Raw genomic sequence first — 25,934 nt, 5'->3', positions numbered from 1 at the left:
CAACCTTCTTGTAGATAAACTTCATGAAACTAATGCTGGCCCCGATGGAAGGGGTAGTTGATCACTTAATGCGTGAAATGCTGACTCAAATCGGTGGCTTTGATTTGTGTGTTACTGAGTTTGTGCGAGTCGTAGATCAGCTTTTGCCTAAGAAGGTGTTTTACCGATTTTGTCCTGAATTAAAAGAAGGTGGAGTAACCAAATCGGGCACGCCTGTTCGGGTTCAGTTATTGGGGCAGGAGCCTGATTGGTTGGCTGAGAACGCAGTGCGAGCTATTGAGTTAGGTTCCCACGGTTTGGATCTGAATTTTGGTTGTCCTGCCAAAACGGTGAATAAAAGCAAGGGGGGGGCTGTATTGCTGCAAGAGCCAGAAACCCTGTATCGAATTGTTAAGAAAGTGCGTGATGCAGTTGTAAATGAACAGCCTGTTACGGCGAAAATGCGCCTGGGTTTTAATGATAAAACGCTGGCGATTGAGAATGCACAAGCCTTGGCAGAAGCCGGGGCGAGTCATCTTGTTATCCATGCTCGTACTAAGGTAGAAGGATACAACCCACCGGCCTATTGGGATTGGATTGCTAAAATTAAGCAGTATGTCGATGTTCCTATTATTGCTAATGGGGAAATTTGGACGGCCGAAGATGCATTGCGTTGTCAGGAAGAGTCACAATGTCAGGATTTGATGCTTGGGCGAGGCGCATTGGCTGTTCCCAATCTGGCGCAAGTTATTCGTGGTGAACAAAACAAAATGCCTTGGTCTGAGGTTATAGAGTTGCTCATTCATTATTCTGGTTATGAAATATATGGCGATAAAGGGATCTATTATCCAAACCGTATCAAGCAGTGGATGCGCTATATCAATTTGCAATATCCAGAGGCGAGAGAACTGTATTTGCAAATTCGCACTCAGCGTTGTCCTGACACCATAGTAAATATCCTTCGAGCGCAAATTTAGTGCTATTTATCGTGAATTTATGTCAATTAAGCAAAAACATTGCATTATGGTTTGCTTATGACTAGCCTGTTTCCGACCCTTGAAAATAGATATTAAAACTATGAAATTAAACACACTCACTCAAGACGCCAAGCGCGTTTGGTCGTTAAGTCATGCGGTTCGTGTGGCTATTATTGCGGCCTCTGGTGCAGCTCTTCTCGCTTGTACCAGTGAACAAAAACCGACAGAACAAAGACCTTTGGTTGAACTTAATCCCGACCCATATCCTTCTCGTTACCATGCGTTAGACAGCGTACCGACTGTCATTGAGAACGTCAGTATTCTTGATGGTATTGGTGGCGTTATCAAAAAGGGCATGATCCTGATGGAAGGCGGCAATATTAAGGCCATAGGTGAAAAGATCACTGTTCCTCAAGGTGCCAAGGTTGTTGATGGCACTGGCAAATGGGTTACGCCCGGCATTATCGATACCCATAGCCATTTGGGAGTTTACCCAACGCCTTCGGTTGATTCTCATTCTGATGGTAACGAGATGACCAAGCCTGTTACTGCCGAAGTTTGGGCTGAGCATGCGGTATGGCCTCAAGATGCGGGCTTTTCTGCTGCATTGGCTGGCGGTATAACCAGCCTGCAAATTCTACCGGGCTCTGCCAATCTGGTTGGCGGACGCACGGTGACGCTGAAGAATGTTCCTAATCGTTCTGTTCAGGAAATGAAATTTCCTGGCGCGCCTCATGGCTTGAAAATGGCTTGTGGTGAAAACCCTAAACGCGTTTATGGTCAAAAAGGCGGCCCAGGTACGCGTATGGGTAACGTAGCGGGTTATCGTTCTTCGTGGATTGAGGCTCGTGAATACAAGAAAAAGTGGGACGAGTATCGTAAGAAACATGCTGCTGGTGAAGATGTTGAAGCGCCTGTTCAGGATCTGAAACTGGATACACTGGCTGGCGTATTAAACGGCGATATTAAAGTTCATATGCATTGCTATCGTGCTGATGAAATGTCAGTCATGATGGATGTGATGAAAGAGTTTAACTATCAAATCAGTAGCTTCCATCACGCTGTTGAGTCTTACAAAATCGCGGATAAGTTAGCTGAAAACAACGTTTGTTCTTCCATGTGGGCTGACTGGTGGGGCTTCAAAATGGAAGCTTACGATGCTATCGAAGAGAACGTGGGTATTGTTCACAGTAATAAAGCCTGTGCCATTGTTCACTCAGATAGTGATTTAGGTATTCAGCGTTTGAATCAGGAAGCCGGAAAAGCATTGGGAAGTGCTAATCGCGCAGGTTTGAATATCAGTAAGGAAGATGCATGGCAATGGTTGTCGGCGAACCCTGCTAAATCCATGGGTATTTTTGATCAAACCGGTTCTTTGGAAGTAGGTAAAGATGCCGATGTGGTACTTTGGAGTGCTGATCCATTCTCTACTTACGCCTTGGCTGAACATGTGTATATCGATGGCGCATTGGTATACGACAGAAATAATCCTGACTTGTGGCCTGTTAGTGACTTCGAGTTAGATCAACCTGGTGAGGGAGAACGCTAATGAAATCTGTATTAAAAACCTTGTCACCAGTTCTGACCGGAAGCTTATTACTAGGCGCTTTGGCAACACCAGCGTTGGCTAACACCTTAGCTATTACTGGCGCGACAGTACACACCATGGACAAAATGGGGAAAGTGAATAACGGCACTATTCTGATCAAAGACGGTAAAATTCAAAGCATTACTGCTGATGGTGAAGTGCCTTCTGGATACAGCACTATTGATGCCAAAGGCAAAGTGGTTACGCCCGGTTTGATTGCGGTTAAATCGGCTTTGGGATTGGTTGAAGTGGGAATGTCTGCGGGTATTGTGGATGCCAGTGTTGAGTTCCAACATCCGGAAAATACAGTGGGAGCCAAACTGGATAGCCAGTATGGCATTAACATGGATTCCACTTTGATCAACATTACCCGTATTGACGGTATTACCACTGCCGCGACTGTGGTTGATAATTCCAACTCTATGTTCCAGGGTTTGGGGACTATTATCACTATGGGAGACAAGGTTTCTCCTGTGATTAAGTCTAAAGCTTTTATGGCGTTGAACATTAGCGGCCCTATGATCGCGGATGAATCCAGAGCTGCTTTGTGGCCTGATTTGATTGCAGTATTAGACGAAGCTGAGTCGCGCAAAGGCAAAACCATTGCTATTCAGGATGAGTGGAACGGTGAGTACAGCAAAGCAGATGTGAATGCTTTGATCCCGGTTGTTCGCGGTGAAATTCCTTTAATGGTAACCGTGTCTCGAGCGGCGGATATGCGTCAGTTGTTGGCATTAAAGTCTCGCTTTAACAAGCTGGACATGACCTTTGTTTTCGCCACAGAAGCCTGGATGTTGGCAGATGAAATCGCTAAAGCGGGCATCTCGGTTATTGTGAACCCTGAGTCCAACTTGCCTTTTGACTTCGGTGAATTAGGCGCGACTTTGACTAATGCGGCACGTTTAAATGCGGCAGGCGTAAAAGTCAGCATCGCGAATGTCAGCAAATATGGTTCAGACTCTCACAATACACGCCTTATTACGCAATTGGCGGGTAATGCTGTTGCTGTGGGTATGCCTTGGGCTGATGCCATGGCTGCTTTGACCATCAACAATGCTGAATTGTTGGGGATAGCCGATAAGACCGGTAGCCTGGCTGCTGGCAAAGAAGCCGATTTGGTTGTGTGGACAGGCGATCCGCTGGAAGTGATGAATTACGCAGAAGTAGTGATTATCGACGGAGAAATGATCCCGATGGAATCACGCCAAACCAAACTGCGTGATCGTTACCTGACCAGACAGGACAACATGCCTTATCGCTATGTGAAGCCATAAGCAAACAGTAAGTTTGGAAAATAAAAAGCCGCTTTGATATTCAAAGCGGCTTTTTTAATGATGTAACCCGTTTTGCTTAAGCCTGAGTGTCGATAATAGTACCGACGCGCTGGTTTGGATCTGTACTTGGGGCTGCTTGCTGAGTTGTTTGCTGCGCTACCTGCTGAGAAGCTTGTTGCTCTTGAGTTTCCTGAGCACGAGTTTCAGTTGCTTCTTCCCTACGAGATTGCAGCTGCTCTTGACGAACTTGAGCTGAATTTTGAGTTTGTTGTTCTTGCTGGATTTGTTGACTGGCTAGTGTCGCTTGCGACCCGCCACTTGCACCTACTTCCATTTCAATACCTTCACTCTTTTACCATTACATAACGGTTAGTCTAGAACATTTTTTACACTATATCAGCCATTAAAATAGGCATAAAGGGAGTAAATTTTTCTTACTTATTGATATTCATACTAAAGAATTTGAAATATTTCTATACCTCTAATAATTCAGTATTAAAATCAAATGGATAGATTGCATTGTGTAACCAAAAACAAGTATTTATAGGATTTTGACAAGAGCGACACATTATCTTTCTGATTTTTGTGATATTTTTCATAAGTCAGTGGAAATCCAATTTAAGTAAACGAGAGGTATAAGTGGATAATTCAGTCGAGGCATTGGCGAGTGTTATTCAGTTGGCGATAGGCCCCGTATTTTTATTAGCCGGGATAGCTGGATTTTTGAATGTGATGTCTGGGCGCTTGGGTCGCATTATCGATCGAGCTCGCCAGGTTGAGAGCATGATCCGAGCGTTTAATCAGGACGATGTGCGTGAAAAAGCCAATGCAGAATTGAAGGTATTGTGGCGTCGTAGCGATATTATCAATCGTGCTATCGGCTTTTGTGTCGCGTCAGCCTTGTTTGTTTGCGCAGTGGTTGTCAGCGTGTTTATTGGCGATTTCTGGGATTTCCACATAGCCGAGCTGGTTGTTGGGCTTTTTGTGGCTGCATTATTGTTTTTGATTACGGCGTTGCTGTTGTTTTTAAAAGAAGTACAAATTGCGACTCGAATTCTCAAGCCGGGTGGAGTGCTGGAAAACCAATAGTTTTCCAGCTTTGAATTAGTGAATCCAGCTCTCTAACTGTTCTTTCATATAGCGCGCAATAATCGGCTGAGCTTGTGCATTCGGATGTAACCCATCTTGTTGCATCAGCGATTTATCTAGCGCGACTTCCTGTAAAAAGAAGGGTATCACCGTTAATTTATGTTCTTCGCCCAACTGGTGATAGGCATTATTGAACATATCGGTGTAACGTCGTCCGTAGTTAGGGGGAATGTGCATTTCCTGTAAGGCAACCTGGATATTGTTTTTCCTGGCAAGATCTATCATTGCTAGAAGGTTATTTTTCATTTTAGGAATTGGATAACCTCGAAGGCCATCATTCGCACCTAATTCAATCAGTAAATGTGTCGGCTTATGCTGTGCAATAAGCCTTGGTAAGCGCGCTAAACCGCCATCCGTTGTTTCACCACTGATCGCCGCATCAATAATGGATATTCCGGCGTCATTCCAAGCATTTTGTAACAAAGAAACCCAACCTTGTTCTTGCTTTAAATTGTAAGCAGCGCTTAGGCTATCGCCCAAAATGAGTAATTTATGCCCTGACTTTGCCTGAGTCGATTCAGTTTGTATGGAATCCGGCTGATTCGCATAGGTTTGCAATGAGTATGTGCAAGCAGGTAATAACAGCATTAAGAAAAGAAGACGCTTAAACACTATGACAGATTCTCCCAAAGTTATGATCAGTGCCAGTAACGTAACAAAAACGGTGACGACCTCTGAAGGACAGTTACAGATCCTTCAACCAATTAGCTTCGATGTCAAGGAGGCTGAGTCGGTTGCTATCGTCGGTGCGTCAGGTTCCGGTAAATCCACATTGTTGAGCTTACTCGCTGGATTGGATGAGGTTTCAACAGGGGAAATTTATCTGCATGGACAAGCACTACATAGCATGGATGAAGAGCAACGTGCTCAAGTTCGAGGGGCGCATGTTGGCTTTATTTTTCAGAGTTTTATGCTGGTACAAAGCCTGACAGCCTTGGAAAATGTGATGTTACCTGCGGAAATTGCCGGGCTGGATAACCCTCGTAAATTAGCCGAAGAATTATTATTGAAAGTCGGGCTTGAGCATCGAGGTACACATTATCCTAATCAGCTGTCGGGTGGAGAGCAGCAGCGTGTAGCGATTGCTCGCGCCTTTATTACTCGCCCCCAGATCTTATTCGCTGACGAACCCACAGGAAACCTTGATGCCGCCAATGGTGAAAAGGTGCAAGCATTACTGTTTGAACTAAACCGTACTTCTAATACCACCCTGGTGTTGGTGACGCACGATAATGAATTGGCGCAACGCTGCCAGCGACAATTGCAAATGCAGGCGGGTCAGTTGAGTGAAATTACCGAATCATCATCAACCCCTTCAAATTTGAAAGCGGTGTAAGCCTATGTGGATGAATCTGGCTTGGCGTCTTTTCAAACACGAAGCACGCCGTGGTGAACTCACTATTATTTTGTTAGCTATCGTCTTGTCTGTGGCGGCGGTTTTGTCCTTGTCGCTATTTAGTGAGCGATTGCAGTCTGCGCTGAACGACCGTTCTGCCCAGTTTATTGGCGGTGATGCATTGCTTAAATCATCCCATGTCATCGACGAAAGCTGGTTACAACAAGCCAAACAACAGGGCTTGGAAACGGCGTATCAAGCGAATCTCACTTCCATGGCCTTTGCTAAAGATAATATGTCGTTGATTGACGTTAGAGCTACAGACAGTTTTTATCCGTTGAAAGGTGAAGTTAAAATTGCGGAGAAGCCTTTCGCGCCGGGTGTTATTACTCATGACTTACCTGACATTGGTGAAGCCTGGGTTGAATCTCAGCTATTTAAAACCCTGAATATTGATTTAGGCGACGAGTTGGAAATTGGCGATTTAGTGGTGCGTGTCACTAAAGTGTTGGTGGAAGTGCCTGACGGTGGTTTTAGTGTATTTGCTATTAATCCCAAGGTGCTGATTCGAGTTGAGGATTTAGCAAAAGCTCATATTACCGGGCCAGGGAGCCGAGTGGTGCACAAATACTATTTCGCGGGTTCTTCCGATTCGATTAGTGCTTACTCTGAGTGGTTAGAGCCTAAGTTGATTTACGACTTGAATGATTGGCAATCCATTGAAGATGACGAGTCGGGTATGGGCGAATCGGTCGCCAAAGCTGAGCAGTTCTTTTTACTTGCCAGTTTGCTTGCCATTGTTCTGGCTTCTGTTGCCATTGCTGTTGCCGCGCAACGGTACAGCCATCGTCATTATGACCCTGTTGCTATCATGAAAACGCTGGGGGCAAGTAAACAGCTTGTTCAGCGTGTTTATCTGCTGCAAGTTTTCTTTGTGACAATGTTGGGCATTGTTATTGGTAGTGTTTTGGGCTTTATCGCTCAACAAATCGTGGTGTGGGCAATTGCTGATCAAATTCCGGTTGCTGCTCAATCATGGTACTGGGGGCCTGTGGGAATTGCGGTATTTACCGGGTTTGTCTGCGCTATTTTGTTTTCTGTTTATCCGCTTCTAAAGCTCTTTTCTGTGCCGCCATTGCGTGTTCTGCGCAAAGATTTAGGAGCTCGATTAAGCTCTCGTTTTTTACAATTTATTGCTGCCGCTGTAGGCATCTTACTTCTGATGTGGGTGTACAGTGGCAATCTGGAAATGAGCTTGATTTTGTTCGTTTCTGGAGTTGTTCTGGTTATTGCCTTGATGCTGGTAACGTTTGCGTTAATTTGGGTTGGACGCCGTTTGGGGCAGGGCAGAATGGGGGCATGGCAGTTAGCTTGGGCTCGTATTCAACGCCGAGCTATGGATAACAGTGTGCAGCTGATCAGCTTTGCTATCACTATTATGTTGTTGCTGATGGTGTTGGTGATGCGCAACGATATGGTGCAGCAATGGCGTGCGCAGCTTCCTGAAGGCACGCCTAATTACTTTATGATCAATATTAATCAGGAGCAGGTGCCTGAAATGGAGCAACGTTTCTCCGCACAGGGACTGAAGATCGAGGAGTTTTATCCGGTTGTTCGAGGGCGTTTTGTTTCGGTCAATGGTGAGCGTGTGCGTACCTCTGTAGCGAAGAATGAGGAAGATGAGCAGGCGCAGCGTGATGGTTTGGGCAGAGAAGCTAACCTGACCTGGAGTACCCGATTACAACACGAGAATGAGATTATTGAAGGCGAATGGTTAACTGAGTGGCAAGAAGGACAGCCATTGCCTGTTTCTGTTGAGAAAGATGCCTCTGAGCGCATGAAGATAAAGCTGGGTGATGTGCTTGGCTTCAATATTGGCAGCGAAGTCGTGGAGGTTACTGTTACCAGTATTCGTCAGGTGAATTGGCAAACCATGCAGCCGAATTTCTTTTTCGTTATGCATCCTAAAACGATGGAAAATTTTAAGCCTACTTACATCACCAGCTTTAATATTCCCAAAGAGAAAAAGTCGTTGGTGCCTGAGTTAATGGCGCCATTTGGCACGGTTTCTTTGATAGATGTCGATGCGCGAATTGATCAATTAAGAGAAATTATTGATCAGGTTTCAATGGCGATTGAGTTTATTTTGGTACTGGTGTTGGTGGCTGGCTCTTTGGTGTTGGTAGCACAAGTTCAGGCCAGTATGGATGAACGGCAACAGGAATTAGCGATATTGCGCACATTAGGAGCGAAAGGCTCATTGATTCGTGCCAGTGTGGTGTTTGAGTTTATTATCCTTGGTGTGGTAGCCGGGCTTATGGCAGCAATGGCAAATGAAATCAGTTTGTACTTCTTACAAAGCGGTTTGTTCCAGATGGCACCCATGATTCATTTTGAATACTGGATCCTGGCTCCTTTGGCTGGTGCGGGTGTTGTGGGTTTATTGGGGGCATTGAGCTGTTGGCGTTTATTGTCTTTGAACACTACTACCTTGTTAAGGCAAATGGTCTAGCGCGATTCCATTAATTTCTCTGTTTCCTCGGTTTTCTCTGCTCAATAATGATGTAAAAGTGATTGTTGAGCAGGGACTAACATCTCCTAAATATTGCCTTCCTGTCGATATATTAATCTCACTAATTGCGCCTATTACCAGCGTGAATTTCAAGCCGTACAGCATGATCAATTATCCTACGTATATTACGCATTCAATTGCTGATTTTCGGTGCTGACAAGAGTATCATTCGCGCCGTTTGCCCCCTCTTCTTGTTGTACCTTGGAGCTGTACCCTTATGCACGATCTGATGATGCCCGCATTTCTACCGGGTTTACTTATTGCACTTGCTTTTATTGCTTTGGCAGGCGTGGTGTTTGAAGAAGTTATTCACCTGAACAAAGCTAAAACAACGCTATTTCTGGGTACTTTGGGTTGGATGTTGATGTTTGCCTTGAGCCAGGGCGAAACCCATGAACGTATTTTGGAAGCTTTGCAGGAAAACATTGGTGATATCGCCGGGTTGTGGCTATTCCTCATGGCGGCCATGACCTTCGTTGTTTACCTCAACAAGAAGGGCATGATTGAGAAGATTATCTACTGGTTGCTACCTGCCAATATTAGTGAGCGCGCCTTGCTATTTATCACAGGAGGCTTTGCTTTTGTCTTTTCTTCTTTGGCAGATAACATTACCGCAACACTAGTGTCTATTGCATTGGTGTTGTCTTTGAATCTGCCTATTCGAAATACACTCAGGTTCGCTACTTTGGTGGTGTTCGCAGTGAACTCAGGTGGCGTCGCCTTGATTACCGGGGATGTGACAACCTTGATGATCTTCCTGGCGGGTAAGGTCAGCATTACCGACTTATTGATGTTATCCGTGCCCTCATTAATTGCCGTTATTGTGTTGGCGATATTGTTGTCGATTCCACTAAAAGGCAAGGTGGCGATAGAGACCCGAGAAATTGACGTTCGCCCCGTTGATAGAGTCATTGCGCTGGTTTTCTTCCTGACCATCGTTAGCACTATCGCTGGTAACGTGTTGTTTGGTATTCCACCGGTATTAAGCTTTTTATTTGGCTTGTCTCTGATGTTCTTGCTGGCGCACTTTTTCAATGAAGATATTGAGAACGATCCGGTACTGGATTATATCCGCCACATCGAATTTGATACCTTGCTCTTCTTCCTGGGCATATTGCTTCTGGTTGGCATGTTAAAAGAAGTTCATGCGCTGGATGCTTTATTGAATATGTACCAGTTTATGCCAACAGCGGTAGCGAACTACAGTATGGGGCTTTTATCCGCTGCGATTGATAACGTTCCTCTAACAGCTGCCTTGCTAAAATCTGGTGTGAATATGCCATTGGCTGACTGGATGTGCTTAACCTATGCGGTTGGGGTAGGTGGCTCGTTGCTGATTATTGGTTCAGCCGCGGGTATTGTAGCGATGAGTAAAGTGAAAGAGCTTACGATGGCTGCTTATTTCCGCCTTATTATTCCTTTAATGATTGCCTATAGCATTGGTTACGGGTGCGTCTTTGCGTTGGGGCATTATGTTATTAAATAGTGCCTCTTAAACTGATTTCTATTTGAGTGGAATAGCCAGCCATATTGACTGGCTATCTAATCAATCATCCAGATTCGGACACGCTTTGTGAGCAAATAAGGTCAGAGCTACTGTCAGTAAACCCAAGGTGATATAGCTGACAAAAAAGATAGTTAAGGTGCCATCAAAGCGTTGTCCAACCACCACAGAGCAAAGCACGGCTACCATTGTCGATAAACTACCTACTACAGCGGCTCCTACACCTGCGATATGTCCCAACAAATGCATTGCCATCGAGTTAAAGTTGGTAAACATAATATTAATGGTGAAGAACATCGGCAGGGACAGCATCATGAATAGCCAAAGGGCCGGCTTGCCTTCATTAAATAGGCAAACCACAAATAAAACACTTGCCAAACCAATGTAGATGGGGAGTGAGTAATACACCATTTTGCGCATACCATATTTGATAACCAAGCGGCTGTTAAGAAAAGCACCTATACCAAAAGAAAATGCCATCATGGCAAAGTACATGGGAAACTCATTGGCGACATTGAATGTCTGCTCAAAGATTGCCTGAGAAGCCACCAGATATGCCAAAAAGGCTCCAAACACACAGCCTTGCCCTAACGTGTAGGCAATAACGACTTTATGGGTCAGCACTTCATGAAATGCTTGCCCAACGGCTTTAAAAGTAAAGGGCTTACGTTTCTCTGCGAGTAATGTTTCGGGTTGTCGAATAGCAAACCAGCCAGTGGTAAGCAGCGCCATGACGCCAATTACCACAAATACCATTTGCCATGATGACAGACTGATAATGAATTGCCCGACAAGCGGAGCAATCATAGGGATGATGATAAACACCATCATGACAAACGACATGACGCGTGACATATGTCGTCCACTAAACGTATCGCGAACAAGTGCCGACGAGACTACGCGAGTCGCGCCAATGCCAAAGCCTTGAGTGAGCCTGCCAATAAGCATCCAAAGCAGATTGTCGGCAGTCATGCAGAGTACAGAGCCTAGCAAAAATACCAATATTCCCAGATATAATGTGGGTTTTCTGCCTTTGGAGTCGCACAGAGGCCCCCAGAATAATTGCCCAATCCCCATGCCTAACATCACCATGGAGACGATGAGTTGTACATCGTTAGGGTTGGTCACATTAAGGCTGGCACCTACGCTGGGAAGTGCGGGCAATATGGCGTCGATGGAAAAGGCCGCCAAAGAGGAAAGCAACGCCATCAATACCACAAACTCTCCGAGTGGCAAGGGCGCACGTTGCTGCTGATTTGTCATAACTACCTTGAGAAAAACAATGCGGAGAAGAGGACAGCATTATGCCTGTTTAATCCGTTTAAGTGTAAGTTAATTGCGGCGAGAAAGCAGGGTTTTGGGGTGAAACAGGCAGTTAAGTTCATTTCTTAATGGCTTTTCTGGCAATGAGTCATCAATGGAAAATTATAAGCAGACCCTCAGCCGCAAGGATGCGGCTGTGGAGCCCCCAAGGATGGGTTTACGGCGAGTCTGTGATAAGTTTCCATTGATGGCGTGCCCCCAATGTCAAAAAAGATAGTCGTGCTTAATAGAGCTGTCTCAACATCAAGCAATCGCAGACATTCGCCCACTATCTGCTTGATGCATTGCCTTATCCATCATGCCCCAATCCAGAATATGGTTGTCTTCGGAGATGTCATAGACTTGTTCACCACAAATATGGTTGATAATTTTAGCCGCTCGCCATGCCGCTAGACTCAGTTGTGGTTCGGCGATGCCGTGAGAACGCGTGCCAGCATTAACCATGTAAATACGATTATTATCGGAACCTTGCCAGTTGGCGCAAAAATCTTCCGACAAAATCGCTTGCCCTGAGGCGTCGGTTTCTATTTGTGGTAACAGGCTGGCCAGGCATCTTGGCAATGCGCGTTTAAAGCCGGTACAGAGGATCACAACATCAGCCTCCACCAGAGAGCTTTCCCCCGTTAGGCCATGAGTAAGCTGTAGCCTGTAGCCACTGTTATTGCTGGCACTCGCGATGGATTGGTTCATGTCCATTTCTACCAGCGTACGGTGTGGCTGAATTGTCCACCACTGAGGATTTTTCAATACATACTTGTCGTGATACAGGCGTTGATAAATGCCTTGTAAGCAATCTGTGGTGATACCATCACTGGTAAGCTTTTGTCGTGATACTTCACGATCCTTATGGTTCTGATCCAGGTGATAGAAACCGTTCACATAATCCGGCATGAAATATTCGTCGGTGAAGCACCCTTCATCCAGTGATTCAATATTCGGGCGACGTGAAATCCAGCTGATTTGTTCAGGGGTACCAAAGCTTTTATCGAATACATGCTGGAATACGTCCGCACCCGTTTGTCCTCCGCCGATAATGGCAACCCGTTTTCCGGTTAAGTCGGGTTTATGTAAGGCAAGCTGGCTGGCATGAAAACAGGTCGCACTTAAGAAAGACTCTGCACACTTTGGCACATAGGGCTGAATGCCAGTCCCCATCACCAAGTGCTGGCTGCGATATTGCTGCCCTTGGCTGGTAACCACAAATAAACCATCTTGATAACGAATAGATTCCACGGCGCTGTTAAAACGAGTATTTGGCATTTGATGTGCCGCCCATGCCATGTAATCGGAGAATTCCAAGCGCGAAATAACAGACTGCCCCGACGCCATAAAAGGATGCAGTTTATGTTGATTAACCAGATAGTTTAAAAAACTGTATGGGCTGGTTGGGTCTACACCTGTCACTAAATCCTTTAGGAATGAGGTCTGCATTTTAGAATCTTTCAAAAGCAGCCCAGGATGCCAGGCAAACTTTTCTTTCTTTTCAAAGAAGAGCGAAGACAGTTGCGGTTTAGTTGCAGACAACGCCGCAATACTTAAGTTGAATGGGCCTATGCCCACGCCAATCAGATCTAATGGTTGATGAGTGCTCATGATTAACTTACCTAAATTGCATAAAGTTGGAAGAATCGTTCGCGCTTGCATTGCAGCAGAGCGGCGCGTTTATTGGGGAAATCAAACTCGTACTGTTTTTCCATACCGACTCGGTCGGTAATGGTGATCACACGATGATTTTTGGCGTTGGGCTCGCCCATTATGTTTTGAGTTCTTGGGTCATCAATAAAACAGAATTGAATGATGGCTTTTGCCCAGGTATCGAAATAGACACTGCCTCTAAAGGACATGTTGCCTACAAGAATGTGAACACCACGATCGAAATCCTGATACTCATAATGTGTACCGAGGCGGTTTTCAGGTGTCCAGTACACCTCGAAGTAACCAAATGGCACGCCATCGAATTCGCCAATTACGCCATATTGATGCGGGTCATTTTGCAGTGTGGTGAGATATTCCCGATGGCTTTCCTTACTACCTTCTAACTCCCATACCTGAGCAGTAGCAGGCACATTGTGCCAAAGATGAAAGCAATCCAAATCTCGCTCAATATCAATGACCCGCAAGGTTAGTGTGCGATTGAGATGATAAAAATAGCGCTGATAAATAACGCCAGTTGGTTTCTCTGGACGAACAGGATGAGTGCAGCCATTACTTGCCTTAACTTGCTGTGTTTCTTCCAGTTGCTGTGGTTTTCGTAACCACAAAGGGCAATGCTCGATAAACTCAGAATATGTGATGGTTCCATGTGACAATGGCGCGTTAAATTGAGCGCATTGGTTGTGATCTAAATCGTGAGTTATCGCAGGCGCATTTGTACGTCCAAAACAATGCTCAATTGCTAACCACCAATACAACTCGTTCAGGGGCGCTTGTTCACAGGAGAGAAGGAACGATTTGTCCGGCAAGACTGTAGCGTTAAATGAGTGGTACTCTTGCCCATCAATAATCAGGTTAAAGGCCAAATACTCTTCTGTTTGGCTGATATCCTCAAGGCAACATTGACGCCCATCTTTAAGTTCTTGATAAACCCGAGTCGAGGTGCTTTCCTGTTTTTGCAGCGGGTTTGCAATGTCACAGTAAATTTGTGCCGGATCCGGTAGTGTACTTTCGTTAAAATCGCCTAAAAAGCAATAAAAATTGCGTTTCCAGCGTAATGTCGGTGATGTCAGAAGGTAATCATAAAAAGAGTCATTTTGAGGACGCTCGGTACGCCATTTTGCAAGGTGATATTGGCATACTTGCCATAGAGCCTGCTCTTCAACATGGCAATCAGCAGCGATAGCAGCAAGCGTATTCAGTAGTGAATTACCAATCACATAATAGGCTTGGTATGGGTTTAGCTCCTGAGCAGCCATAAAATAGCTGGCGGGCTCATGGGCGAAAACTTCTTTAAAACGCTTCAGTGCAGTGTCGGTCAGTCCCATGCCCTGGCAGTCACGAATAGCAACGCCAGCAGGTTGGTTGTTTTTGATCTTCAATAGCAAGTTTTGCTGGTGGGCGAGTAACACAATGCCGTAATCACTGCGCGCGACACAGATCGGCTTCATTACCTTGTTCATGAACATTGCAATCCACTGCTTGGCAGCCGTTGCCAAATCTAACTGTTGAGCTTCGGCATAGGCGCAAACCCAACGCCCGGTTTGGGTTGCTTTCTCCGGGTTATCGACCTGATTTGCGGATGCCAATAACCAGGATTCTTGACTTAAATCGTTTGGGTTATCTTCTAGGGAAACCTGCATAGGGTTTTGTCTAAAACACACAATGGATAAAGGAATACAGTCTCCCTGCATGTCTTTAATACCGCACCAAACCGGTTCTTCAATGAAGGTGGATTCCGGGAAGCGTTGCTGTAGTTCTATACCGGCAGGATGTTGCATCAACTTGCTAAACTGAATGCCGCGTTTTGCTTCCGGTTCAGTGAGCAAACGTAGCGAATTGGTTAGCTTGACCGGGAATGACACTTTCAGCATCCAGGGGCTTTGTTCGTGATAAATTGCACGAGACGAGGACGTGGCAGTCCATCCTGACGATGTGATATCCAATGGCTTTACTTTTTGTGCTAACTGAAGCCCTTGCTCTGATTCTTTCCACGCCTTGGCTTGCAAAGGATGCATGGGGTAGGGCAGCCAGTCATCTTCAGATATTAACGTGGAATCATTGGTTTGGTGTTGGAAGAAGTCCCACAAGGTTGTTTCCAGATCACCGTTAACATTAACGCCAGCCAATACCGAACGATGCACTGCAAACCATTCAATGGCGAAGTGCTGGGAAAATTCCGGCAAGTAGGCAAATTGCTCTTGCTCGGTGAGTGGTTCACAGCTTTTAGGTGCCGGGTGCATACTGTGACCACCGATTAATGATTGCTCGGAATTAACAAAGGCATTTGAGCTTTCAGTATTGTCAGCCTGTTCCTTAAAGGCTGATGCTCGTTTGATATAGGCATCTGATTCTGAGACGCGATTGATAAATCGGTCTTTTCGCTTGGCATCAATATTGTCAAAGCTATGCTGCAATATCAGGTTGATAGCGTTAGCAAAATCAATAGGTTTATTTTCCTTAGAATTGGTTAGCCATATTTCATTGCGGTAACGATGACGACCGGCGGGTGAGCAGTAACGCAAAGGTAAACGCAGGCTGGTGGATCCTGTTATCTCAATAATCACTTCTTGAGTGCTATCCAGCCTCACAATCTTTCCTAAATGGGTTTCCAAAAGCAGGCTATTGAAAAATGCCTGAAAGCTCAGGTTATGCACCTGTAATACATGCTCAGTCATGATGTTTTCTCTATAGATTGGAGGTTGTTGAACGAGGTGGATGTTGATGCTTCTGACCAAGGCGCTAGCTGGTTACTACCCAGCCATTGATAAGTGAATTGCTCTGGTGATTTACGCTTTTTGCTACGTTTGTTCTCGGGCGTGCCTAGCACCAAAAAGCCCACGGGTTGATGATGTGCTTGCAAACCAAGAATGTGACGCACATTAGGTAGCTCAACCGCATCTGTGCTGTACCAGATGCCACCAAAGCCAATAGCATCAGCCGCCAGAAGAATATTCTGACAACTGGCTACGGCGGAAAAGAGCTGATCTTGTTCCGACACAGCCTGATGTGCTTGAATTTCGGCGGAGACCAGCACCATGCAAGGTGCTTGTTCCAGATAATTAGCTAATCGTTTCGCTTGTTGCGGGTCGACTTCTTCTTCACTGTCTAACCAAGCTTGGCGCAAGTATTCAACAAATTCCGCGATGCGCTCATTGTCGATGATGACAAAATGCCAAGGCGTTAAATTACCGTGATCCGGGGTTGCCATGGCAGCACGCAGAATCTGTTGCAACTGAGCTTGGTCAGGTGCAGGTTGAGTTAATTCATGAACGTGATAAGAGACACGTTCAGTTAAAAAGTTAAGCAATTCTGTCATGGTGTTTTCGATATCCGATTAAAAGCAAGAAAAGGAAATACAGGCTGCCCAGCATGGAAACCACTAATCCGGCAGCGACTTCGTTAGGAGCAAAAAGAGTACGTCCGAGGCCATCAGCCCAAATCAGCAGGATTGCGCCTGTAAGCCCTGCTGCAGGTAGAAGTTGGCTATGACGATATAGGCCAAGTAAGCGGGCGCAGTGAGGAGCCAACAAGCCAATAAAACTGATGGAACCAACACAGGCAACACAAATGGCCGTGACAATAGCTGCAATGCTTAATAGCCAACGATTGCGCTTCACTACTGGAATACCTAATGCGCCAGGAATGGTTTCTCCGAGGGGAAGAATGTCCAGATCTCGCAAGTAGGGCAGAACGGCAATAAGGCCAATTAATAACACCAGTGCTAATGGGATTAACTGAGTCATTGAGGCGGCGTAAGTCGTACCCGTCAGCCACATCAGGGTTACCGATGCGGTGCTACTGCCAAAGGTGAGTAATATGTGCGTTGCGGTTCCCGCAAAGGCGGTAATGGTGATCCCGATAAGTGCTACTTGGGACACACTTAATTGATACTTCAAGCCGCGAGATAGCAGGAACACAACCAATGTTGCACCAGCCAGTGAAGCCAGGCTTAATAGCCATTGGTTAGCGGCAGGAAATATCACCAGAAGGCAAGCAATAAACAGCACCGATGTCGCACTCACACCGGAGATATCCGGGCTTGCCATAGGGTTACGAAATAGCGTTTGTAGCAAAGCTCCCGCACTCGCCAGGCCAAATCCGGCAAGGCCAGCCAGCAAGATACGTTGCTGTGTCCACGCCAAGCTGCCATCAAAGTGTTGCTGCTCCGGAAGCCAATATCCAATACTCACAATCAACAAGGTTAACAAGCTGGTTAAGGTGAGAGTAGGGCGAGCTGAAAATAGCGGCTTAATGCCGATACTTTGGCTTTCGGTATCCGCCAGAGCTCTGCCATTACGATGTAACAGCAATAGAATAAAAAATGGCGCACCGAGCAATGCAGTGAACGCGCCAGTGGGCAGTCGATAGCCAAGAAACAGCAGGCTTCGGGAACACCACTCGGCAAAGAGCACCAATAATGCACCAATAATCAAAGTGAAGAACCAGTGTGGCTGCATGGTATGGCTGGCAATTTGTTGGCGATTTCCGGTTGTTTGCCGAGTATAAAGCACAACATAACGAGCCAGATGAGGAGCCATAAGGCCAACAAAGCCAATCATGCCCACCAGAGCGGTTGCCATTGAAGCTTGAGCAATAGCTAAAAACAAGATGAGCCAGCGCCAACGGTTTACGGCTAACCCCAAACTACGCGCCTGCACATCACCCAACACAAAAAGGCTCAGCTTGGGTAGCACTAACAGGCTAGCCAATAGCAGCACAAGCATGGGCAAAGCAGTTTGGGTTATGACTTCTGAAGAGGTTTGTAGTACCTGACCACTACCCCAAATAAATAAGCCGTCGGTTTGATGTTCAAAGTAAATTAAAAATAGCGAAGCAATCGCGCCTGCACCCAAACCTAATGCCATGCCTATTAATATGACGGGCAATTTGCCGCCGCCGATTAATCGACTTACGGCCAATACCAGAAATGACAGCCCTGATGCGCCGCTAAATGCGCCTAACCAGACCATATACAAGCTGGCTTCAGGCATTAACATACGTACCAGAACTGCACCCAGTAATGCTCCGGAAGCGATACCAATGGTAGAAGGCGATGCGAAGTCGTTATCCAGTGTGGTTTGAATTAATAAGCCAGAATTAGCGAATAGCGCCCCGGTTAGCACAGCCATGAAGGCCGTTGGTAGCCAGATAGAAGACATCATGGTGGTTTGTAATATTGGATCGGCAACTTGAGGATGAGTAAACAAGTAGCCTGCAAAGCCTGCCCCTAGCAGCAATAACATAACAAGCACGGCGCGTGTCATAGTGCTTTCTCCTTTCTCTCCAGAGCAGCCTTCCATTCTAAAAGCGATTCCGTAAACGCTTGCGCCATGCGCATGACCGAATCCGGGCCGCCAAAGCTCCATAGTGCTGGCGTTTCTGAGATCTGATGATTTTTTACAAAAGCTAGCTGAGACCAAACCGGGGAGGCAATCATGCGCTCATTATTGGTTTGGTTGTCGGCTAGAATGAGATGAGTGTTTGAGAATTCCCCCATTTGCTCTAACTGTAAATGTGTGAAGTCTTTTCCCGGCAACACAGAGTGCCACTGATAATTCAAACCCAGCTCTTTAGCGATGCTGCCTGCCAGGCTTTGTTGACCAAATACGCGCAAGCCATAGCCCATACCGACAAACTTGCCATAGGTGACAGGATGATTGCCAAGTTCCGCAGCAGCGATATCGCTTCTCCACTGAGCAAGCTGCTGTTTCATTGATTCCAGCTTGTTTTTGGCTTGCTCTTGAGTGCCCGTAACTTGCGCAATACTGATGAAAATATGAGGAATGGCATCGTAATATCGAAAGTTCGTTTGTTCCGGGCGGGGAAATTGTTGATATAACAGCGTTGGTGCGATCTTGCTTAAGGCTGAGTGCAAGCGCGCATGGCGAAAGTCGTAGCCGATAATTAAATCTGGCTTAAGTTGCGCAATAGTGACCAGATCCGGCTCTTGACGTCGTCCCACTTCTGCTACCGTGTCTGGTAATTCAGGGTGGTTGGATTGCCATTTGCGATAGCCATTGCCTTGTGCCACACCTATAGGCGTGATGCCTAGAGATAACAGCATTTCGGTTGCCGACCAGTTCAACGCGACCACGCGTTTTGCTGGCGTTGAATAAGTGACGCAGGTTGATAGGCATACCTTTTCATTCTGAGCAGCAATGGTCTTCATTGCAGAACAAAGCAAAAGCAACAGCAAGAGAGCCTGTAGCAGACAAGAGTTTAAACAAGCTGGGTGATTCAAACTTGTTCTCATGACTTGTACCCGTATTCTGGCCATAAAATATTGCTGTTAGCGACCGGATGAGATTTAACGCGGGTTTCGTACACTTCTGAAATTAATTCCGGGGTGATAACCTGGTGGCAGTGGCCTTGAGCCACCACTTTGCCATGATTGAGTAAAATGGCATGGTCGCTAAATTGTTGAGCCTGGTTTAAGTCATGCAGCACCCATACGATGGTTTTATTGTGTTCTTCGTTTAGGCGACGAATGATATGTAACAGGCTGATTTGATGGGCGATATCCAACCATGAAGTCGGTTCGTCCAGCATTAATACCTGTGTATCCTGAGCTAATACCATCGCCAACCAGCAACGCTGTAATTCACCGCCAGAAAGCTGAGTCAAAGGACGAGCCTGATATTCCCAAATACCGGTTTCACGCATCGCCCAGTCAATGAGTTTTTTATCTGTGTCGCTAAGGTTGCGATACCAAGGGCGGTGCGGATGGCGGCCAAAGGCTACCAGATCCGACACCGTCAGGCTTGCAGGCAACGGATTGCGTTGTGGCAATAACGCGATGGTTTTTGCCATTTGTGCTGGGGTTAAGTAAGCGTAATCCTTAATGCTGTTATTGGCATGCAACATACAACTGCCAGTGTCAGGTGTGCGATGACCACTGAGCACTGACAACAAGGTGCTTTTTCCTGAACCATTGGGGCCAATCAGGGCCGTGATTTTGCCCTTTGGTATTTGCCCACTGACAGAGCGCAATATATGCGCTTTGCCAATGTTCAGGTTAATGTCTTCAAAGTGAATCAAAAGAATATTCCTTTTAGATTAACGTTTGTGGTTATTGTTTTTCAGAACCGACGTTAGAAGCTGGCCTGATAGCTAATCGCAAGACGAGTGCCTTGACCGCCATAAGTGAATAGGGCGGGCGCTGACAGACTGCTATACAGAATTTGTGCGCGTTGGCTCCAAATGGTCTCGTAATCTTCGTCAAACAGGTTTTGAATGCCGAAGTTCAACTGACCAACAGACAATTTGTAATGACCATTTAGATGAGCCAGTGTGTAACCGTCGAGCTTATTATTTTGCTCATCGTCATAGTCGCTCATGCTTTGTAATTGCAGCTCTAGCCCTTTGTTGTCATCGGCATAACCAAAGCGAATGGATGCTGTGACAGGGCTGGCTTCCTCTGTTGCAAGGTCTGACCAATTACCGTCGGTTTTCACTTCGCCTCGTAGCCAGTGGGCTTGTACGCTGGTATAGAAATGCTGGCTCAGATCCACATTCAATTGGCCTTCAATACCCATAATTCGGCGTTCGTCGTCGTTCACCACAACGGCTAATGTGTTGCGGTTAAATGACGTTGTTTTGTCTGAAAGTGAGTAGTAGGCACTTAACTGGAAGTGATAATTGTCGGCGGCTTTACGCCAGCCAAGTTCCAAAGAATCTGTTTTGATACCCGATAGCGGGTTGTTGGCGATGTTCACGCTATCCATCAGTAATGGGCCTTCACCGAACGGGCCAGAGTAATTGCCTTGACCAAAGAACTTGGCTGGATCAGGTAGATCAAAGCCTTGGCTAATGTTCGCCCACAATTGCTGATTGGCATCTAACTTATAAACAGCGCCTGCATTAAATAGCCATTCGTCGTAATCGGTTTCACCACCAGGGATGCTTTGTGGTGCAATGGGATATAAACCTGATGCAGACAAATGTTGTTGTAGCAATCCGGTAAAGTCACCGACTTGCAAGTCTATTTGTTGATAACGAAAGCCTGCACTTAAACGCCATTGTTGGTTGGCTTGCCATTCACCTTGTGCGAACAGGGCTAAGTGGTCGCTGTCGATATTCGGGTAACGTTGCAGTGTTTGTACTTTTTCAAATGCCAATCCACCAGAAGCAAGGGCGGCATTTAAATCGAAAATATGCTGTTTGGCAGTGAAGGATTCTGAGTCGATATCCAGCCCATAACTTAAACGGAAAGTGTCAGTGTCTTTCACCAATACCAACTTTGCGCCCGTGATGTCGGTGTCTTGTTCTGATGCTGCAAAAATAGGATAGCTTTGCCCCGGGAAAGGCGAGCCCGTCACTCTAAAAATAGAAGGAAAAGGGAAGAAGCTTAAGGATTCTGTGCGATGGAATACCTGCGCCAGCAATTCATGCCCCAGCACATCCCTGTGATGATATTGCAGGTTAAAAAAGTCACGCTCTGTTTCAGGCTGTTCTTCCAGACTCAATCCTTTCTGAATTTGGATGAATTCAGGGTAGCCAAGGATCCCGGCTAAGTTAGGCCCCAAATAAGTGCCATATTCGGTGCCTTGTTCACTGTTAAAATGTTGGGCAACGAAGGATAGTGACTGTTGTTCGTCGATAGTGACATTTACATTGCCCTGAATATCGAGTGTGTCGTTGAACTGGGTGTCGGTTTGCGTGATATCGGGCAGAATGAGATCGCCGTCGGCATTATAGGCGCCGCCTGTGGCTGACCAAGCCGCAGCTAATCGACCCGTTATGGCGTTGTTGCCACCCGCAATGGATAAGGCCAGCTTTTTATCCAGGTCTTCGCTGTTGTTAAAGCCGCTGGCAAGTCCGGCTAACGCCTGAATCTCCAATTCCGATGATGCTGCTTTTTTGGTGATGATATTGATAATACCGCCTGCTGCACCTGCACCATAAATGGATGTGGCACCGGATAACACCTCAACACGAGCAACGTTAAAGGGATCAATGCTTTCCAGTTGGCGGCTAATTTGACGAGTAGAGTTGAGTGATACACCGTCGATCATGACCAAGGCCGTGCGTCCACGCAGGTTTTGAGCAAAATTGGTTCTGCCTTCACTACCAAAATCGAATCCGGGAATTAAGCGTCCCAAAACATTTTTTAAATCTGCCCCCGTGCTGACTTCTTGAGCAATTTGTTCGTTATCAATAATCCAGACTGTCGCGGCAACATCGGAAATACTGCTTTGAGTTCGACTGGCTGTGACCGTGATGGTTTCCAACGGATTATTATTGGTTGCATCCGCAACAGCAGCAGTGCTGACAGTGACAGTGCCTAGCGTCGCTAAACAAATGGCATAAGCAATGGGATTAAGGGTTTTCATGGTATTCCTTTGATATCTTTAAATTGTGTGTTTTTGAAATAGGGCGTAGATGCAAAACAGCAGCAGCGTTGCCAGTGCCAATTGCACATGAGCGATATTCAGGTTTTGAGCTAGCAATGCGGCGGTGACTGCGGTTCCCAACAGGTGTCCAAGCGTATGAACCTGCGCAATGGCTGCGCTGATTTGAGCTCTGGGTATTTGAATGTGATGTTGCTCAAATAACTGATGGGTGTAACACGCAGGTAAGCCGGCAATGGCGATAGCGATACAAGCTAATGCTAAAAGCAATGTCGGCCAGTTTTGCTGTGGTAAGCATAGTAGGACTGTGCCGAGTATCAGGCATAGCGATAGCAAAAGGGGATATGCTGTTTGGGATTTTGTCAGTTGCGCTATTTTGGGAATCAAATAGGGAAGTAACCAGCGCTGGCTGGCTATCACAAACACGCTCAGGTAAATCATGAGCTGCGCGTAGTAATGACTAGCTTGTTTCTCGGTATAGCCAAATTTCGCGATAAAAGGTAATAACACCAGTTGTGTCATGGCAACCATTGAAGTTGTCAGTAGAGCTGCCGTTAGTCCGGGTTTTGAAAGTAGTTTGAATACTTGTATTTGCTTTTGTGCTGTTGCAACAGAGGCGTTTTGTGCTTCATTGCTCTGAATGATTGTGGTTCTTGATTTTTGTATGAGCGAGACCAGTATCAGAAGCGCTGGAATAATGAGGTGCAGCACTAAAGGAAAGGGAAGTAATACTAATATTGGGCCAATGAATCGGCCTAATGTGATAAGGCTGCTCAAATGAGATAATTTGCTGATGTTTGTCTCATAGGCTTCAGGAGTTTGTGTAATATTCGTTTGTGCAAGAGGAAGAAAGGCGCTGGCAAAGGCACCGCTAGCAAAACGACAAAGCGCTAATACTGTTAAAAGTAGCGTGTTTAATAATGACATTGAATCGGTGTTAGTTGCTTGAGGTAATTCAAGCCCGTTTTCAATCAACAATAACAATGTGACAAACAGTGAAATGCTCAGGATGAAGCCATAATTGGCTTGTTTCGATATTTGGTTTGTATCGCCACAAGTGATCTTCTTTCCCCACCAACCAGACGCAAGCCAATAACTAGGTAAGTTGGCATTCATCACCAATAGCAGTAATCCCCAATCTTCCGGGTTATGTCCAAAACCCAATAGCACTGCTAACTGCGGAAGCAGCGCAATTAACAGAGTCTGGTTGACTCCAAGTGCTATGAGTTGCATTGAGTTTGGCATTTAACGGTTCTTTTGATTGCTTAAATACAAATGAGAATGATTATCATTAAAATTGATCTTTGGGGTGAAAGTCAATACATTAATAGGCATAAATTTAATGAGGGGGCTCGAAGCGCTTTTCGAACTCTTTTAATGGAGAATCAAGAAAATATGTCTATAAGTAAGCGGGAATGGCAACAGGTTAATCGTTTATTGATGGCTAAAATCCTGTCTGAGTTGCATTTTGAGGAAGTGTTGAGGTTTTCATCAGAAGCGCAATCAGAAGAAGAATCCGAAAATACGGCATCTTCTGTAATGAACTACACACTAACCACTGCTCTGAGAGATTGGAAGTTCAGCGCTAAGGGGACTGTTTGGGGAATGTTAATAGTTGATCCCGAGAGCATTATCAGTACGGATCATCATGAGCCTGATGCTTGCCAGTTACTTATCGACATTCAGCCATACATGAAAATAAACGATATTAATTTGTCTGGTTTGTTGGAGGAAATTCAACAGACATTGTATGCCGATTGTATCAGTCTCCGATTATTGTCTCGTTACGATGCCGAAACGCTGGTAAAGATGACAGAAGTGCAAAGGCAGCAGTTTTTGCACGGGCATCCGAAAGCCATTGCTAATAAGGGAAGAATAGGATGGGGTGAGCAAGATTTGGTTTCTTATGCGCCAGAATCAGGCAAGGCGTTTAATTTGCATTGTTTAGCTGTACGGCGTCATGTTTGCCAGCAGGGGATTCAGACCGGGATTTCGGAGCAAAGTTTGTGGGCTGATACCTTTGGTGAGCAGAGTTGGCAATGGTTTCAGCAACAACTCGTCAAGCTGAACAAAAAAACCGATGAATATGTGCTTGTTCCTGTTCATCCGTGGCAAAAACAGCGTTTTCTAGCAGCGCAATACGCCACTATGTTTGCTTGTGGTGATATTGTTGATTTAGGTGAAATAGATTCGACTACCTGGATTGCACAACAGTCGATTCGTACTTTGAGCGCCGAGTCTCAAGAAAGCCACTACGACATCAAAACGGCGATCAGTATCTTAAATACCTCCTGTTATCGCGGTATTACCGGTGATTTTATTCATCATGGCGCAAGGCTTAGTGAGTGGCTGGATAAGCAGGTTCAGATGGATCCTCTGTTACAACAATTGGGAATGCTGGTGCAAAAAGAAGTGGCTGGTGTGTTTTGTCCGCATCCTTATCAGTCACAATTACCTGGTGGGGCTTACAGATACAAGGAGATGTTAGGTTGTATTTGGCGCGAAAGAGCGGAAAGTGTGCTTGAAGGGAATCAACGCCCCATGTCGATGGCGACTCTGATGCAATCCGATGCGCAAGGACGCAGTTGTATTGATGCTTTAATTGCCTTGTCGGGCTGGAGTGCTGAGCATTGGCTACGGCGCATGTTTCGCCATGTTGTGGTGCCTTTGTATCATTTGATGTGTCAGTATGGTGTTGCGTTGGTGGCACATGGACAAAACATCACATTAGTGCTGGAAAATCACATTCCTGTAGGCTGTATTATCAAGGATTTTCATGGCGATTTACGTTTAATTGACGATGATTTTGCTGAATTACACTCATTGGATAAGGATATTCAAGACAAGCTGACTCGTTTACCGGCTCATTATCTTATTCATGATTTACTCACCGGGCATTTTGTTACGGTATTACGCTTTGTTTCTCCTTTGTTAAAGGAGTCTCAAGTTTCGGAAATAGAATTTTACGCTTGGCTTGCAGATGAAATTCGCCAGTATCAGAGCGATCATCCTCATCTGCATAGTCGCTTTGAACAATTGGATTTACTTGCACCGAAGATCGAGAAGGTGTGCATCAACAGGGTTCGGTTTCGTATAGGGTACGGCGATAGCGATGAACGGCCACTACCTGAGTTGGGGCAGCCAATGAGTAATCCTTTGTGTATGCGCAATGTTAAGAGTGCATAGATTATATTTTTGCTATCAATCGCTTATAGAAACTAAACGC

Annotated in this window: 19 protein-coding genes; 8 read left to right on the top strand and 11 right to left on the bottom strand. The window is 45.7% G+C overall.

Annotated elements, in window-relative coordinates; translation table 11 throughout:
- Window positions 1-23 precede the first annotated feature (23 nt).
- The 3 genes from KIH87_RS11630 to KIH87_RS11620 all read left to right on the top strand — a co-directional run bounded on the left by KIH87_RS11630 (window position 24) and on the right by KIH87_RS11620 (window position 3,818).
- Window positions 24-956: a tRNA-dihydrouridine synthase gene (locus KIH87_RS11630; protein WP_232358037.1), complete on the top strand. Its 933-nt coding sequence runs from the start codon at window positions 24-26 to the stop codon at window positions 954-956.
- 100 nt (window positions 957-1,056) lie between these two features.
- Window positions 1,057-2,505: an amidohydrolase gene (locus KIH87_RS11625; protein WP_232358036.1), complete on the top strand. Its 1,449-nt coding sequence runs from the start codon at window positions 1,057-1,059 to the stop codon at window positions 2,503-2,505.
- Window positions 2,505-3,818 (top strand): amidohydrolase family protein, encoded by a 1,314-nt coding sequence (locus KIH87_RS11620; protein ID WP_232358035.1) that lies wholly within the window; start codon window positions 2,505-2,507, stop codon window positions 3,816-3,818. Before KIH87_RS11625 ends, KIH87_RS11620 begins: the two co-directional genes overlap by 1 nt.
- Before the next feature lie 76 nt (window positions 3,819-3,894).
- Here the strand turns inward: KIH87_RS11620 and KIH87_RS11615 are convergent, their stop codons facing one another.
- The gene (locus tag KIH87_RS11615; RefSeq protein WP_232358034.1) at window positions 3,895-4,152 is read right to left on the bottom strand and encodes a hypothetical protein; all 258 of its coding nucleotides are present in this window, start codon (window positions 4,150-4,152) and stop codon (window positions 3,895-3,897) included.
- Window positions 4,153-4,457: 305 nt separating this feature from the next.
- Between KIH87_RS11615 and KIH87_RS11610 the strand changes: the two genes are divergently transcribed.
- Window positions 4,458-4,907, top strand: coding sequence for a DUF2721 domain-containing protein (locus tag KIH87_RS11610; RefSeq protein WP_232358033.1), 450 nt, complete (start codon window positions 4,458-4,460; stop codon window positions 4,905-4,907).
- A gap of 15 nt (window positions 4,908-4,922) precedes the next feature.
- Here the strand turns inward: KIH87_RS11610 and KIH87_RS11605 are convergent, their stop codons facing one another.
- Window positions 4,923-5,555, bottom strand: a complete 633-nt coding sequence (locus KIH87_RS11605) for an arylesterase (RefSeq protein WP_408635810.1) — start codon at window positions 5,553-5,555, stop codon at window positions 4,923-4,925.
- A gap of 46 nt (window positions 5,556-5,601) precedes the next feature.
- On the opposite strand from KIH87_RS11605, the gene KIH87_RS11600 reads away from it, so the two are divergent.
- The 3 genes from KIH87_RS11600 to nhaD all read left to right on the top strand — a co-directional run bounded on the left by KIH87_RS11600 (window position 5,602) and on the right by nhaD (window position 10,361).
- Entirely contained in the window at window positions 5,602-6,303 is a 702-nt protein-coding gene (locus KIH87_RS11600; protein WP_232361474.1) for an ABC transporter ATP-binding protein, read from the top strand.
- Between the two features lie 4 nt (window positions 6,304-6,307).
- Complete coding sequence (locus KIH87_RS11595) at window positions 6,308-8,815, top strand: ABC transporter permease (protein WP_232358032.1); 2,508 nt, start codon at window positions 6,308-6,310, stop codon at window positions 8,813-8,815.
- A 277-nt stretch (window positions 8,816-9,092) separates the two neighbouring features.
- Window positions 9,093-10,361 (top strand): sodium:proton antiporter NhaD, encoded by a 1,269-nt coding sequence (nhaD, locus tag KIH87_RS11590; RefSeq protein WP_232358031.1) that lies wholly within the window; start codon window positions 9,093-9,095, stop codon window positions 10,359-10,361.
- 60 nt (window positions 10,362-10,421) lie between these two features.
- Here nhaD and KIH87_RS11585 read toward each other — a convergent pair whose 3' ends face one another.
- The 9 genes from KIH87_RS11585 to KIH87_RS11545 all read right to left on the bottom strand — a co-directional run bounded on the left by KIH87_RS11585 (window position 10,422) and on the right by KIH87_RS11545 (window position 23,953).
- Window positions 10,422-11,642 carry a multidrug effflux MFS transporter gene (locus KIH87_RS11585; RefSeq protein ID WP_232358030.1) on the bottom strand — a complete coding sequence of 407 codons (1,221 nt, stop codon included), beginning with the start codon at window positions 11,640-11,642 and terminating at the stop codon, window positions 10,422-10,424.
- A 303-nt stretch (window positions 11,643-11,945) separates the two neighbouring features.
- On the bottom strand, window positions 11,946-13,295 hold the full coding sequence (locus KIH87_RS11580; RefSeq protein WP_232358029.1) for a lysine N(6)-hydroxylase/L-ornithine N(5)-oxygenase family protein: 1,350 nt from the start codon (window positions 13,293-13,295) through the stop codon (window positions 11,946-11,948).
- Window positions 13,296-13,306: 11 nt separating this feature from the next.
- Window positions 13,307-16,033 carry a GNAT family N-acetyltransferase gene (locus KIH87_RS11575; protein WP_232358028.1) on the bottom strand — a complete coding sequence of 909 codons (2,727 nt, stop codon included), beginning with the start codon at window positions 16,031-16,033 and terminating at the stop codon, window positions 13,307-13,309.
- The gene (locus KIH87_RS11570; protein ID WP_232358027.1) at window positions 16,030-16,674 is read right to left on the bottom strand and encodes a nitroreductase family protein; all 645 of its coding nucleotides are present in this window, start codon (window positions 16,672-16,674) and stop codon (window positions 16,030-16,032) included. The genes KIH87_RS11575 and KIH87_RS11570 overlap by 4 nt, the downstream gene beginning before the upstream one ends.
- Window positions 16,658-18,622: an iron ABC transporter permease gene (locus KIH87_RS11565; protein WP_232358026.1), complete on the bottom strand. Its 1,965-nt coding sequence runs from the start codon at window positions 18,620-18,622 to the stop codon at window positions 16,658-16,660. The genes KIH87_RS11570 and KIH87_RS11565 overlap by 17 nt, the downstream gene beginning before the upstream one ends.
- Entirely contained in the window at window positions 18,619-19,527 is a 909-nt protein-coding gene (locus KIH87_RS11560; RefSeq protein WP_232358025.1) for an ABC transporter substrate-binding protein, read from the bottom strand. Before KIH87_RS11560 ends, KIH87_RS11565 begins: the two co-directional genes overlap by 4 nt.
- 80 nt (window positions 19,528-19,607) lie before the next feature.
- Complete coding sequence (locus KIH87_RS11555; protein WP_232358024.1) at window positions 19,608-20,396, bottom strand: ABC transporter ATP-binding protein; 789 nt, start codon at window positions 20,394-20,396, stop codon at window positions 19,608-19,610.
- Window positions 20,397-20,449: 53 nt separating this feature from the next.
- On the bottom strand, window positions 20,450-22,690 hold the full coding sequence (locus tag KIH87_RS11550; RefSeq protein WP_232358023.1) for a TonB-dependent receptor: 2,241 nt from the start codon (window positions 22,688-22,690) through the stop codon (window positions 20,450-20,452).
- Between the two features lie 18 nt (window positions 22,691-22,708).
- On the bottom strand, window positions 22,709-23,953 hold the full coding sequence (locus tag KIH87_RS11545) for a hypothetical protein (RefSeq protein WP_232358022.1): 1,245 nt from the start codon (window positions 23,951-23,953) through the stop codon (window positions 22,709-22,711).
- Between the two features lie 150 nt (window positions 23,954-24,103).
- On the opposite strand from KIH87_RS11545, the gene KIH87_RS11540 reads away from it, so the two are divergent.
- Window positions 24,104-25,894 carry an IucA/IucC family protein gene (locus tag KIH87_RS11540; protein WP_232358021.1) on the top strand — a complete coding sequence of 597 codons (1,791 nt, stop codon included), beginning with the start codon at window positions 24,104-24,106 and terminating at the stop codon, window positions 25,892-25,894.
- Window positions 25,895-25,934: the final 40 nt, after the last annotated feature.

It is taken from the genome of Paraneptunicella aestuarii, from assembly GCF_019900845.1.
Taxonomy (GTDB): domain Bacteria; phylum Pseudomonadota; class Gammaproteobacteria; order Enterobacterales; family Alteromonadaceae; genus Paraneptunicella; species Paraneptunicella aestuarii.
This window is presented reverse-complemented; position numbering and strand designations above follow the sequence as displayed.